Consider the following 11,713-nt stretch of genomic DNA (forward strand, 5'->3'; position numbering starts at 1 on the left):
GCTGCGGATCGGTCGCTACCGAGTTATATTCGACGAGGATCGCGCTACTATCCTAGCTATCTACATAGGAAAACGCGAGACAACAACCTACAGCAGGTCATAACGGGACAAGTGTCATGAATGCCCCGCAAATCATCAAAACCTCAACCGGCGAGGAATTGGTCGTGATCCCCAAGGCGGATTACGAGGCGTTGCTGCATGCCGCCGAGGAGGCTCTCGAAGATGCTGCGGATGTCGCCATCTATGACGAGCGAAAAGCCGACCTCAAAACCGAAAGGACGCTACCGGCGGACGTGACCATGGATGTCTTGCGCGGCTCCAGTCGACTAAAGGCGCTGCGCAACTGGCGAAAGCTCACCCAAGCCGAACTGGCTGCGGCGATCGGTGTCAGCCAGGGTTTCCTATCGGACCTCGAATCCAATCGCCGTAAGCCGTCTGAGCAGACCAGCGCAATGCTGGCGAAGGCGCTCGATATCCCCGGAGAATGGATCGAGCCTTAGTCGTTCTCAGGCCGCGTCGGTCGCCGCTTCCTGCGCGTGCATGCGCTCGACCTCCTTCGGTGTCGGCTTGGCCACCTTCGTCACGAAGACGATCACCGCCAATGTGAGGAAAACCGCGCCGAGCACATAGGGCGCGCCGCCGAACTCAACCGGCGCGCTTGGGCCGGTGAACCAGGAAAAGATCGCCGTATAAAGCAGCGGCGTGATGATCGAGGTGATCGAGAAGATCGAGGTCATCGCGCCCTGCAATTCGCCTTGCGCCGAAGGCGGCACCTTGGCGGCCGCAAGGCTCCTCAATGGCGGGTCGGCGAGCGCTTCCAGGCAGCCGGCGACGATCACCGCGTAGATCATCCAGCCCTGCGTCGCAAACGCGTAGCCGAAGGCGCTGAGCGCGGTGAAGGTAAGGCCGATCGCCGCCGTCCTCCACTCGCCGAGCTTCGGGATGACACGCGGCAGCACCGTCGCCATGACGATCGCGCCGCATAGGCCGAAGGCGCCGAGCGAGAAGCCGATCTGCTGCTCATTCCAGCCATAACGGTAGCTTGAAACGAAGGACCAGACCGCCGGATACATCATGTGGCCGAGCGTCATCAGGAAGAAGACCAGCCCGATCCAGCCAATGCCGGGATAGTTGCGCATCTGGATCAGCGTGCCGACCGGATTGGCGCGTTTCCATTCGAAGCGGCGTCGATGCTGCTCGTCCAGCGTCTCCGGCAGCAAGAACATCGCGATGAGGAAGTTCAGGAAGGCGAGCCCGGCGGCGAAGTAGAACGGCACGCGCGGCCCGAATGTGCCGAGCAGTCCGCCGAGCACCGGGCCGATGACGAATCCGACGCCGAAGGCAATGCCGAGCAGGCCGAAATTCTTGGCCCTGTTCTCGTCGTTCGAGATGTCGGCGATGAAGGCCGACGTCGTCGAATAGCTGGCGCCCGAAATGCCGGCGAGCACGCGTCCGATGAACAGCATCGGATAGGACCAGGCGATGGCGCAGATCAGATTGTCGATGGAGAAGGTGAGCACCGAGGCAAGCAGGATCGGCCGCCGCCCGAAACGGTCGCTTAAGCCGCCGATGACAGGCGCGAAGAAGAACTGCATCGCCGCATAGACGAAGAACAGCCAGCCGCCCTCGATAGCCGCCTCGCTTACGCCGGCGCCGGTCAGCTCCTGCAGATAGGCCGGCAGCACCGGCATGATGATGCCGAAGCCGATGACGTCGAGCAGCAGCGTCGTGAAAACGAGCGCAAGGCCCCGCTTGGCGGTCTTGGGGTCGATCATGGTGACAAGCTCCTCGGCCGCCTTGGACGGGAGGCTCTTATAGGCGAGCCAGCCGGCCGGAACAATAAGCGAACGACCGCAACTGCCTCATCCTGACATCAGTTCCCGGCAGCCCGCCGCGGTGCCGCAGCCCTGCGTCGCTGTTCAGACCGGATTGTTGAACGTATCGCAGTCCGAAAGCTTGCCGCTCTTGTAGCCGCGCGCCAGCCAGGTCTGCCGCTGCGCCGACGTGCCGTGGTTGAAGCTTTCCGGAACCACATAGCCTTGCATTTTTTTCTGCAGCGTGTCGTCGCCGATCTGCTTGGCGGCATTCAGCGCGCTTTCCATGTCGCCCTGCTCCAGAATGCCCTTCTGCGCGGTATAGTGCGCCCAGACACCGGCGAAGCAGTCTGCCTGAAGCTCGACCCGGACCGACATCTGATTGGCCTCAGCCTCGCCCATGCCCTGCCGCATCTGGTTGAATTTCGACATGATGCCGGTGAGGTTCTGCACGTGATGGCCGACCTCATGCGCGATCACGTAGGCGCGGGCGAATTCACCCGAGGCGCCGAACTGCTGGTCGAGCTGCTGGAAGAAGGTCATGTCGAGATAGACCTTGTGATCGCCCGGGCAATAGAACGGTCCCGCCGCCGAAGAGGCAAAGCCGCAAGCCGACCGGATCTGGCTGCTGAACAGCACCAGTTTCGGGTCCTCGTAGGTGAGGCCATTGGCCTTGAAGATACCGCTCCATGTGTCCTCGGTCTCGGCGAGCACGGTCGCCACGAACTGTTTCATCTCGTCCGAGGCGGGCGCGCCGCTGTCCGGCGAACTGCTGTCTTCGGTAATCTGGCCGCCGCCGCCCGGCACAAGGCCACCACCTTCACCCAGGATCTGCGATGGATCGAAGCCGAAATACCATCCGGCGAGAACCACCAGAATGACGAAGATGATGCTGCCGCCGCCGCCCGCTCGCCCCCCGATCGGAACGCGGAACTGCCGCGGACCGCCACCGCCGAACCCGCCGCCGCTGTCGCTGCGCTCGTCCTCGATATTGTCGCTCTGACGGCGGCCTCTCCAAAGCATGGCAACTTCCTCGCAATGCAGATGTTCTGGAAGGTCCGGCCTAAGACCGCCCCCTTCAGACAATTATCGCAACGGTCACGCCGAGTCACAGCATTTTTGCTGACCAAAAGACCGCGCGTCCGGCTCCAGATGGGAGGAGAATTCAGAGCTTTTGTTTCGACCGGTTTCGGCCTCGGTCTTTGCGCTCGTCACGAGCCGCCGCCTGTCTCAACCCGTTGGCCGCTTGCTAGCCCTTCGTGGTCCGTGCCTGTTCAACGCCCGTCGCTTCCTCCCTTCCACGCGATCATCGCGCAACGTCAGGAGCAACGTGCGTACCGTTCGGCGGTTCCAGCGACTCGTCGGTCGGGAAGTTTAACGCTGGCGGGGCTCAGCGTGTCGTCATCGCCCTGCGAAATGCATCCAGCGTCTCGGCGCTGACATGGTGCTCGATGCCCTCGGCATCGATCCGTGCCGTCTCGGCGCTGACACCGAGCGAGCGCAGGAAGGCTTCGACAGTCTCGTGACGGATGCGGCTCTCCTGCGCCACCTTGCGACCGGCGTCCGTGAGAAACACCCCGCGATAGGGTTTCCTGGACACCAGCCCATCGGCGCAGAGCCGTGTCAGCATTTTTGCCACGGTGGGTTGCGCGACGCCAAGCCTGGCCGCGATATCGACCTGACGGGCCTCGTTTCCGTCCTCGATCAGATCGGCGATCAGCTCGACATAGTCCTCGACAAGCGCGCTGCGGCGCGCTTCGCGGGTCTGCCTGAACCCTTCCGAATGGATTTCGGCATCAGGAAGCGGCTTTTCGCGTCGAACTGGTCTGTTCCTCAGAGCCAATACGCGCTCCTTCATGGCTGAATCGGCTCCGCACTCATAGCACGGACCGTAGTGCTCTGGCCGTTTATTTGCATTCCCGGGTCGGCGCAACCCGGCGTTTGCTGCTGCACGCGGCGCCTGTCGGCTTGCATCACAAGAGCTTGAACAATGAAGTATAGCCTGTTGCATAATGTTCAGCCTTAGCATACATAGTGGCGATCCTCGATACCCTTCCAGCGGACCCCCCGATGTCAGAAGCAGTGTCCCGTCCCTCGTGGCAATTTGCCCGCTCCGATGAGACTGAGCAGCCCAGTCTGCGCGAGGTCAATGCCTCGATCAGGGTGCCCGACACCGGTCTCTGGTTCCGCCGCCTGTTCGCCTTCATGGGTCCCGGCTATATGGTCTCGGTCGGCTATATGGACCCGGGCAACTGGGCGACAGACCTCGCCGGCGGCGCCCAGTTCGGCTACACGCTGCTTTTCATCATCATGCTGTCGAACCTGATGGCGATCCTGTTGCAGGCCCTGGCCGCCCGCCTCGGCATCGCCACCGGCCGCGACCTCGCGCAGGCCTGCCGCGCCTATTATCCGCGTCCGGTAAATTTCCTGCTCTGGATCGCCTGCGAACTGGCGATCATCGCCTGCGACCTCGCCGAGGTGATCGGCACGGCGATTGCGCTGCAGCTCCTGTTCGGCATTCCGCTGATCGGCGGCGCCGTGCTCACCGCACTCGACGCCTTCCTTGTGCTGCTGCTCATGAACAGGGGCTTCCGTTATCTCGAGGCGTTCGTCGTCGCGCTCCTGATCATCATCTTTGGCTGCTTCGCCATCCAGATCTTCGTCGCCGCCCCGCCCGCAGGCACAATCCTGCATTCGATGTTCGTGCCGTCGTCCCAGATCGTCACCAACCCGACGATGCTCTACATCGCCATCGGCATCATCGGCGCCACCGTGATGCCGCACAATCTCTACCTGCACTCCTCGATCGTGCAGACCCGCGCCTATGAGCGCACCGATGCAGGCAAGCGCGATGCCATCAAGTGGGCGACCACGGATTCGACCATCGTGCTGATCCTGGCACTGTTCGTCAACGCGTCCATCCTGATCGTCGCGGCAGTGGCCTTCCACGGCACCGGGCACCAGGATGTCGCCGAGATCGGTCAGGCTTTCGAATTGCTGTCGCCGCTGTTGGGCTTGAGCATTGCCTCGATCCTGTTCGCGGTCGCGCTGCTCGCCTCCGGGCTCAACTCGACGGTCACCGCCACGCTTGCCGGCCAGATCGTGATGGAAGGCTTCCTGCGTCTGCGCATTCCGCAATGGGCGCGCCGCCTGCTGACGCGCGGCCTTGCCATCGTCCCCGTCGTGATCGTCACCGCGCTCTACGGCGAAAAGGGCACGGCCCAGCTCCTGGTCTTCAGCCAGGTCATCCTGTCGATGCAGTTGCCCTTCGCCGTTGTGCCGCTGGTGCAGTTCGTCTCGGATAAGAAGAAGATGGGCAGTTTCGTCATCTCGCGCGGCGTCGCCGCACTCGCCTGGGTAGTCGCGGCGATCATCCTGGTGCTCAACTTCAAGCTGCTCTTCGACACTTTTGCCGGCTGAGTTCGAGCCGCGACATCCCGGCCGGCCGCGCTATCTTCTGAAAGCATGACCGTTTCGGACGACGCCCGAAAATTCTACGCCAAACTGATGGCCGCGCATGCGCGCTCCGCCGATCCCCGCATCGAGGAGGCGTTCGCCTCCGTGCCGCGCGAGGCCTTTCTCGGCCCTGGACCTTGGACAGTCTTTGCCGGCGACGGAGCGTTCAAAACCCCGACTGCCGATCCAAGCTACATCTACCAGAACGTGCTGGTGGTGCTCGATGCCGACAAGGGCATCAACAACGGCGAACCGGTTCTGCACGCCATGTGGATCGGCAAGGTCGAACCGAAACCCGGCGAAGCCGTCACCCATATCGGCGCCGGTACCGGCTACTATACCGCGCTGCTGGCAAGGCTGGTCGAGCCCGGCGGCAGCGTCACCGCCTTCGAGATCGAAGCGGATCTCGCCGCGCAAGCCAAGGTGAACCTCGCGGCCTATGGCAATGTCGAGGTCGTTGCCGGCGACGCTGTCGCCGGCCCGCTGCCGCCCTCCGACATCATCTATGTCAATGCTGCCGTCATTGCCCCGCCCCCTGCGTGGCTGAGGGCGCTCAGGCCCGGCGGCCGGCTGATCTTCCCCTGGCGGCCGGCGCAGCGTATCGGCCTCGCCGTGCTGGTCACCCGCATGCAGGCGGGGTTCGCCTGCCGGCCCTTCATGGGTTCCTGGTTCATCCCTTGCGTCGGCGCCTCCCTCGCCGGCCCGGACGCAAGAGTGCCAACCCGCGAACGCGCCAGCCGCACGCGCTCGATCTGGCTGAGTGAGGACAAGGCGCCCGATCGAACCGCCACTGCCGTGTTCGGCGATGTCTGGTTCTCGTCCCGCGCCATGCGCGCCGACAGCGAACGATAGAAATCTGCGGGAGTCTGTGTCGGAACGCAGGCTCGTCGCCCGTCCTTAGGCCGAAATCCGGCCGCGACGGCGCGGATCACGAAAAGGGAGAAGACAGATGCGCAAGATCATCGCCGCCACATTCGTCAGCCTCGACGGCGTCATGCAGGCTCCGGGCGGCCCGGAAGAAGACCCGGTCGGCGGCTTTCAATTCGGCGGCTGGACCTTCCATTACTTTGACGAGGTGGCGGGGGAGGCAATGGACGAATTGTTCTCCAAGCCCTTCGCCCTGCTGCTCGGCCGCAGAACCTATGACATCTTCGCCGCGTATTGGCCGTATCAGAAAGATCCGATAGCAGATGCCTTCAACCCGGCGACCAAATATGTCGCGACGCATCGGCCGGATAGCCTGACCTGGCAGAACACGCAGCCGCTTGGACCAGATGTCGTTGCCAGGCTCAGACAGCTCAAGCAGGAAGACGGACCCGATCTGCTCATCCAGGGTTCGGGCAATCTGATCCAGACCCTGCTCGCCAATGGGCTGATCGACGAGATCCGGTTGATGATCTTCCCGCTGTTGCTGGGCAAGGGCAAGCGGCTGTTCGGCGATGACGCGATGCCCGCCGCCTTCAAGCTCATCAAGTCGCAAACCACCAGCACGGGTGTCATCATGGCGACCTATGAACGTGGCGGCGACGTCAAGACCGGATCTTTTGCGACAGAGCAGCCTTCCGAAGCCGAGCTCGAACGGCGCAAGAACTGGAAGTAGCGCCAAGGTTCCTCGCCCCCAAACCGGGGGCGAGGAACGAAAAGTGTCGCTCACGCTGCCTGGCGATGCCGCACCAGACCCTCGCGGATATGAGTGGCGAATGCCTCTGCCGTCGGCGTGACCGCATGCTTCGGCAGGTGCAGGTTGACGGAAAAATTCGGCAGCGCCGGTAAGTCGGCGGACAGGATGTCGAGGTCGGCCGGAACCGTCGAGGCGAGCCAGGTGGTCACCGCAAGGTCCGACCGTACCGTTGCGGTCGTTGCGTCGATGTTGCCGTTCTCGAACACGGTGCGCCAATCGAGCCCATGCGTGCCGAGCGCCGCCAGCACCGCCGGACGGAAGGCGCAGGTATCCGCGACCATGGAGACCGGCAAAGGCCGCTTCAGGCGCGCGGAGCCGCCTTTGGCGCCGACCCACACCAGCCGGTCGACCAGTAGGCACTCGCCGGCCGTCGGACCGGCCCGCTCCTCGATGACGGCAAGGTCGATCGTCCCTGCCGCCAGCGCCGCCGCGAGTTCCGGCGAAGAGGCGCAGACCAGCAAAATCTCCACCTGCGGATAGGCTTCGGCGTAGGTTTTCAAAACAGGTTGCAGCAATGTGCCGACAAGATCGTAGGGCACGCCGATCCGCACCCCGCCGGCGACCGCCTTGCCGCTTATCTCCGCCAGGATCTCGTCATTGAGCCGCAAGAGACGCCGGCCCTTGTCGAGCAGCCGTTCGCCCGAACGCGTCAGTCTCAAGCCGCGGCGGTCGCGCTCGAACAACATCTGGCCAAGGATCTCCTCCAGCCGCTTGATCTGCTGGCTGACGGCGCCCTGGGTCAGATTGAGGGCGTTGGCCGCGGCCGTCATGCTGGCTTTGTCGGCCGTCGTCACGAAGGTGCGGACAAGTGTGGTGTCGAGATCGCGGAACATCGCTGCATTATAATCACTAATGCAGACCATATCCAACATTGCATTTACTGATAGCGCCCAGCGCCTAACATGCAGGCTCCTTCCACCGTGGAGGCTTTGGATGTCCGAAACCATCATCCCCCTTGTCCTGTTCGCGTTGATCTCGACCTCGACGCCCGGCATCGCCACGACGCTGTCGACGGCATCCGGGGCGCAGTTCGGCTTTCGCCGATCGGTGCCGCTGATGGCCGGCAGCGCCGCGGGACTGGCGTCGGTAGCGGCGGCGGGTGCTGCCGGCCTGGCCGGGCTGATCGCCGCCGTCCCCTCGCTCCAGCTTGCGATGAAGATCGCCGGCTCGCTCTATCTGATCTGGCTGGCGATCAGGATCGGCCGCAGCGGCCCGCCCAAGCTCGACGTGAGCATGGCCAGGCCGAACAGCTTCTTCGCGGCGCCGGCATTCAGTGGATGAATCCCAAGGGTTGGGCAATGGGCCTGGGTGCGGCCGCTTCCTTCGCGGCGCTTGCCGACGGCCCCTTGCAGTTGGCATTGCTGCTCGGCGCCGTGTTCGGCCTTGCCGCGGCCGTCTCGCTGTCGCTCTGGTGCGTAGCCGGCACGCTGCTGGCACGTTTGCTCCGAACCGAGCGGCAATGGCGCGCGCTCAACATCGTGCTTGGCCTGCTGCTGGCCGCCTCCATCCTGCAGATGTGGCGGCCAGCCTGAGGCCGGCAAGTCCTTCAGGTTTGCGAAGTCTATTCCGCCGGCATGGCGACCGGGCGAGTGAGCGCGCGACCCGCGAGCACCACACCCAGCCCGCCGATCGGGAATACCGCCGCGACCAGCCCGAGATCGGCCGGCGCGCCGAAACGCAGCACCGCACCGCCGACCACCGCGCCGAGCGCGACGCCGAAATAGAGCGCCGAGGCGTTGAGCGAGAGCACGATCGGGGCGGCATCAGGCGCTATTTTGATGATCCGGCTCGCCTGCGCCGGCGGGAAGGCCCAGCCGACGATGCCCCACGGCACCATCATGCCCATCAGCGCCGGCCCGGCGATCGAATGCGGCAGGAAGGTCGGGATCAGCGACAAGGTGACGAGCATCGCTGCGCTCAGCCCCAGCGACCAGCAAACCGTGCGCGCCGCGCCGAAACGGTCCGCCGCCTGGCCGCCGGCGATGTTGCCGATGACGGCGCCAACGCCGAAGGCGAGCAGCATGCCGGGAAGCGCCAGCGGACTCAGCCCGCCGCCCTCGATCGCCAGAGGCGCGATGAAGGCAAAGACGGTGAAGGCGCCGACCAGCGCCAGCACGGTTGTGACCAGGATCGGCAACACGCCGGGACGGACCGCCGCCGCGAGCCGCGCCTTGAGCGGCAGCCTGGTGCCGACAATGCCGCGCGGCAGCCGCCACCACAGGATCGCCCCGGCAAGCGCGCCGAGGCCGGCAATGGCGAAGAAGGTGCCGCGCCAGCCGGCAATCGCCGCCACCAGCGCGCCGAGCGGCGCGCCGACCGCGACCGCCACCGTGGTGCCGCCGACCACGACCGCGATGGCGCGGGCCCTGTGATGGTCGTCGACCAGCGCCACGGCGGTGCCTTGCGCGGTTGCCGCGAACAGGCCGGACGATAGCGCCATGACGATGCGTGCTAGGAGCAGCAATTCGAATGACGAGCTTAGCGCCGCGACGATATTGCCGATGACGAAGAACACCAGCGTCCACAGGATGACGCGCCGCCGGTCCCACTCGCCGGTCAGCGTCGCCAGGATCGGCGCGCCGATCGCATAGGCGAGCGCGAAAGCGGTGATCAGCGAGCCGGCGAGCGGAACGGAGATGCCGGCATCCGCGGCGATATCGGGAAGAAGGCTGGAGATGACGAAGCCTTCGGTCGAGATCGCAAACGATCCGAGCGCAAGCCAGAAGATCCGCTTGTCCATGGGATATCCTTTGTTCAAAAGTTATTGAACAATTGGACCTGAAGGGGCATGATGTCAACGGAGCTCGGGCAAATTAGCCGAACCCTGCTGACAGCCCTGTGTCAGGACGGCGTAGAAACCGGGAAGCTGTGTAACCAAGCAAGAAGCGGAGACGCGTTGAAGTTCGTTCCGTTTGCGCTTAATTCTCAGCCATGACCTTGCCCCATCCGACCGCCGATCAGATCAGCCTGCCGATCGTGCTTGCCGTGCTCGGCGACCCGACCCGGCTGGCCATCGTGCGCTTTCTGGCCAGCAAGGAAGGCGTGCCGATGAACTGCGGCAAGTTCCTCGACCTCGCCTCCAAGACCAACCTCAGCTACCACCTCGCCAAGCTGCGCGAGGCGGGCGTGACGCGCACCGAAGCGGTCGGCACCAGCCGGCTGATCACCCTGCGCCGCGACGACCTCGACAAGCGCTTCCCCGGCCTGCTCGACAGCGTGATCGCGGCCGCCGGCGAGGACAAGGCGCTTCCAGCGGTCGGCACCGCCGACGCCGAGATCGACGCCTGATGCGCATTGCGCTTCTGGCCGATATCCATGGCAAGGTGCTGGCGTCGGCTGCCCCGCCTATTCCGACAATATGCAGCCGGCGCATGTCTCCGAGCAGGGCAGCCGGCATGCGCGCTACGGCATCGTCGAGCTGGATGCCTCCGGCCGCTGCGAGGCGATCGCCATCGCCTACGACCATGAAGCTGCCGCAAAGCAGGCCGAAGCAGCGGGACGGCCGGAATGGGCGCACGCGCCGCGGACCGGATTTACAAAGATTGAGCGCAGCTCATATCTAGATTGAGCGAAGCTCATATTCAGGATTGAGCCCAGCTCATATCCAGGGTTGAACGAAGTTCATATTTGATTGAGCGGAAACGCCAGGATTGCAGTGCATTTAAGCATGAAGCGCAAAGTCACGCTCCGATCGACATTGCTGATCGCCGCACCTTTGCTGCTGGCCGCCGTGCCGGCTTTGGCCCAGGACGCGCCAGCCACGATCATTTCGATCATCGGCGGCCTCGCCCCGGACGATCTCCTCAACATCCGCACCACCGCCTCCCCGGATGGAAAGATCGCGGCGCGCCTGCCCAACGGCGCAGCCGTGAAGAACTACGGCTGCAAAACCGTCAAAAACTATCCCTGGTGCAAGGTCGAGGACACGCAGGACGCGCACATCACTGGATGGGCGCCGGCCCGCTATCTCAGCCCGAACAACCCGGCCCCGGCGCCCGAGGATGCAGCCGTGCCGGCAACTGACGCCGGCCCGCCACAGGAAGCGAACGCGCCCGAGCCCTCTGAAGAACCGCAGCCGGACATCGCCGCGCGCCTGGGCCGCAGCGAGCCGGCCGCTCCGCCATCCGCGGCCGATATCAGCGCGATCGCCATGCAGGACGCTTACGCCCTCGCCTTCGCCGCCTCGGCAATCACGGAGTCCGACACCCCTGCCCCAGACGCCGCCGGCGGCATCCCCTGCGCGCGCCGGATCGGCCAGCCGATGACCCGCTGCCAGATCAGCGTCGCACATGAGGCCGGCGACAGCGTCGTGACCGTGACCTGGCCGGACGGCGGCACGCGCATCATCCACTTCCATGACGGCAAGCCGGCCGGCTCGGACTCCTCCGACGAATTCCGCTTCACCCGCGAAGGCAGCTTGAACATGATCCGCATCGGCGTTTCGGAGCGCTTTGAGATCACGGATCAGCTGGCCCTGGGGAATTGACAGGCTGAAGACGCCGGCGGGACAGCGCCCCCCCTCTGTCCTGCCGGACATCTCCCCCACTTGGGGGGACATCGGCTGTTTTGGCGCCTCGCTTTTTCTTCACCGTCGAAAATTGGCGAAAGCAGTCGTGACGTCCAATCTCCCCCCTCGAGGCAGGGGAATCGCAGATAAGTTGATTGGCTATTGCCAAGCCGCAAAAGAAGGATTCTTGAGAGGCTTTCTCGTAGCAGAGGAGGCCCGAGTGCGGCTTGTTTTGTCGATCCTGCAAGCAGTTCG

Annotated in this window: 12 protein-coding genes and 1 pseudogene; 8 read left to right on the forward strand and 5 right to left on the reverse strand. The window is 64.3% G+C overall.

Translation table 11 applies throughout. The features are described from left to right. The first annotated feature begins 116 nt into the window (after positions 1 to 116). Positions 117 to 500, forward strand: a complete 384-nt coding sequence (locus CK221_RS25515; protein WP_066994590.1) for a helix-turn-helix transcriptional regulator — start codon at positions 117 to 119, stop codon at positions 498 to 500. Between the two features lie 6 nt (positions 501 to 506). Here CK221_RS25515 and CK221_RS25520 read toward each other — a convergent pair whose 3' ends face one another. From CK221_RS25520 to mntR, 3 genes are all read right to left on the reverse strand, one after another. Further along, entirely contained in the window at positions 507 to 1,775 is a 1,269-nt protein-coding gene (locus tag CK221_RS25520; protein WP_095779705.1) for a TCR/Tet family MFS transporter, read from the reverse strand. 144 nt (positions 1,776 to 1,919) lie between these two features. After that, positions 1,920 to 2,837 (reverse strand): neutral zinc metallopeptidase, encoded by a 918-nt coding sequence (locus CK221_RS25525; RefSeq protein ID WP_067326758.1) that lies wholly within the window; start codon positions 2,835 to 2,837, stop codon positions 1,920 to 1,922. A gap of 367 nt (positions 2,838 to 3,204) precedes the next feature. Further along, positions 3,205 to 3,657, reverse strand: coding sequence for a manganese-binding transcriptional regulator MntR (mntR, locus tag CK221_RS25530; RefSeq protein ID WP_066994948.1), 453 nt, complete (start codon positions 3,655 to 3,657; stop codon positions 3,205 to 3,207). Between the two features lie 227 nt (positions 3,658 to 3,884). On the opposite strand from mntR, the gene CK221_RS25535 reads away from it, so the two are divergent. From CK221_RS25535 to CK221_RS25545, 3 genes are all read left to right on the forward strand, one after another. Further along, positions 3,885 to 5,234, forward strand: a complete 1,350-nt coding sequence (locus tag CK221_RS25535) for an Nramp family divalent metal transporter (RefSeq protein ID WP_095779706.1) — start codon at positions 3,885 to 3,887, stop codon at positions 5,232 to 5,234. A 45-nt stretch (positions 5,235 to 5,279) separates the two neighbouring features. Then, positions 5,280 to 6,122, forward strand: a complete 843-nt coding sequence (locus CK221_RS25540) for a protein-L-isoaspartate O-methyltransferase (protein ID WP_095779707.1) — start codon at positions 5,280 to 5,282, stop codon at positions 6,120 to 6,122. 97 nt (positions 6,123 to 6,219) lie between these two features. Next, complete coding sequence (locus CK221_RS25545) at positions 6,220 to 6,870, forward strand: dihydrofolate reductase family protein (protein WP_095779708.1); 651 nt, start codon at positions 6,220 to 6,222, stop codon at positions 6,868 to 6,870. Positions 6,871 to 6,920: 50 nt separating this feature from the next. On the opposite strand, the gene CK221_RS25550 is transcribed toward CK221_RS25545, so the two are convergent. Beyond that, positions 6,921 to 7,784, reverse strand: a complete 864-nt coding sequence (locus tag CK221_RS25550) for a LysR substrate-binding domain-containing protein (protein WP_095779709.1) — start codon at positions 7,782 to 7,784, stop codon at positions 6,921 to 6,923. Positions 7,785 to 7,884: 100 nt separating this feature from the next. Here CK221_RS25550 and CK221_RS25555 point away from each other — a divergent pair. Beyond that, positions 7,885 to 8,483, forward strand: a pseudogene (locus CK221_RS25555) (LysE family translocator). Between the two features lie 29 nt (positions 8,484 to 8,512). Here the strand turns inward: CK221_RS25555 and CK221_RS25560 are convergent. Further along, positions 8,513 to 9,691, reverse strand: coding sequence for an MFS transporter (locus CK221_RS25560; RefSeq protein ID WP_095779710.1), 1,179 nt, complete (start codon positions 9,689 to 9,691; stop codon positions 8,513 to 8,515). 191 nt (positions 9,692 to 9,882) lie between these two features. Between CK221_RS25560 and CK221_RS25565 the strand changes: the two genes are divergently transcribed. The 3 genes from CK221_RS25565 (at position 9,883) to CK221_RS25575 (ending at position 11,437) form a co-directional block, all read left to right on the forward strand. Next, complete coding sequence (locus CK221_RS25565) at positions 9,883 to 10,239, forward strand: helix-turn-helix transcriptional regulator (protein WP_066994564.1); 357 nt, start codon at positions 9,883 to 9,885, stop codon at positions 10,237 to 10,239. Between the two features lie 70 nt (positions 10,240 to 10,309). After that, a complete protein-coding gene (locus CK221_RS25570; RefSeq protein WP_245430745.1) occupies positions 10,310 to 10,519 on the forward strand; it encodes a hypothetical protein in 210 nt (69 codons plus the stop codon). Between the two features lie 99 nt (positions 10,520 to 10,618). Then, complete coding sequence (locus CK221_RS25575) at positions 10,619 to 11,437, forward strand: SH3 domain-containing protein (RefSeq protein WP_095779711.1); 819 nt, start codon at positions 10,619 to 10,621, stop codon at positions 11,435 to 11,437. Positions 11,438 to 11,713: the final 276 nt, after the last annotated feature.

The organism is Mesorhizobium sp. WSM3868 (genome assembly GCF_002294785.1).
In the GTDB taxonomy this organism is placed as follows: domain Bacteria; phylum Pseudomonadota; class Alphaproteobacteria; order Rhizobiales; family Rhizobiaceae; genus Mesorhizobium.

Bases quoted from the DNA above. Each gene is read 5' to 3' on its own strand.
- CK221_RS25550 (WP_095779709.1), bottom strand. From the start codon at position 7,784: ATGTTCCGCGATCTCGACACCACACTTGTCCGCACCTTCGTGACGACG.
- CK221_RS25560 (WP_095779710.1), bottom strand. From the start codon at position 9,691: ATGGACAAGCGGATCTTCTGGCTTGCGCTCGGATCGTTTGCGATCTCG.
- CK221_RS25570 (WP_245430745.1), top strand. From the start codon at position 10,310: ATGCAGCCGGCGCATGTCTCCGAGCAGGGCAGCCGGCATGCGCGCTAC.
- CK221_RS25535 (WP_095779706.1), top strand. From the start codon at position 3,885: ATGTCAGAAGCAGTGTCCCGTCCCTCGTGGCAATTTGCCCGCTCCGAT.
- CK221_RS25520 (WP_095779705.1), bottom strand. From the start codon at position 1,775: ATGATCGACCCCAAGACCGCCAAGCGGGGCCTTGCGCTCGTTTTCACG.
- CK221_RS25575 (WP_095779711.1), top strand. From the start codon at position 10,619: ATGAAGCGCAAAGTCACGCTCCGATCGACATTGCTGATCGCCGCACCT.
- CK221_RS25565 (WP_066994564.1), top strand. From the start codon at position 9,883: ATGACCTTGCCCCATCCGACCGCCGATCAGATCAGCCTGCCGATCGTG.
- CK221_RS25525 (WP_067326758.1), bottom strand. From the start codon at position 2,837: ATGCTTTGGAGAGGCCGCCGTCAGAGCGACAATATCGAGGACGAGCGC.
- CK221_RS25545 (WP_095779708.1), top strand. From the start codon at position 6,220: ATGCGCAAGATCATCGCCGCCACATTCGTCAGCCTCGACGGCGTCATG.
- CK221_RS25540 (WP_095779707.1), top strand. From the start codon at position 5,280: ATGACCGTTTCGGACGACGCCCGAAAATTCTACGCCAAACTGATGGCC.
- CK221_RS25515 (WP_066994590.1), top strand. From the start codon at position 117: ATGAATGCCCCGCAAATCATCAAAACCTCAACCGGCGAGGAATTGGTC.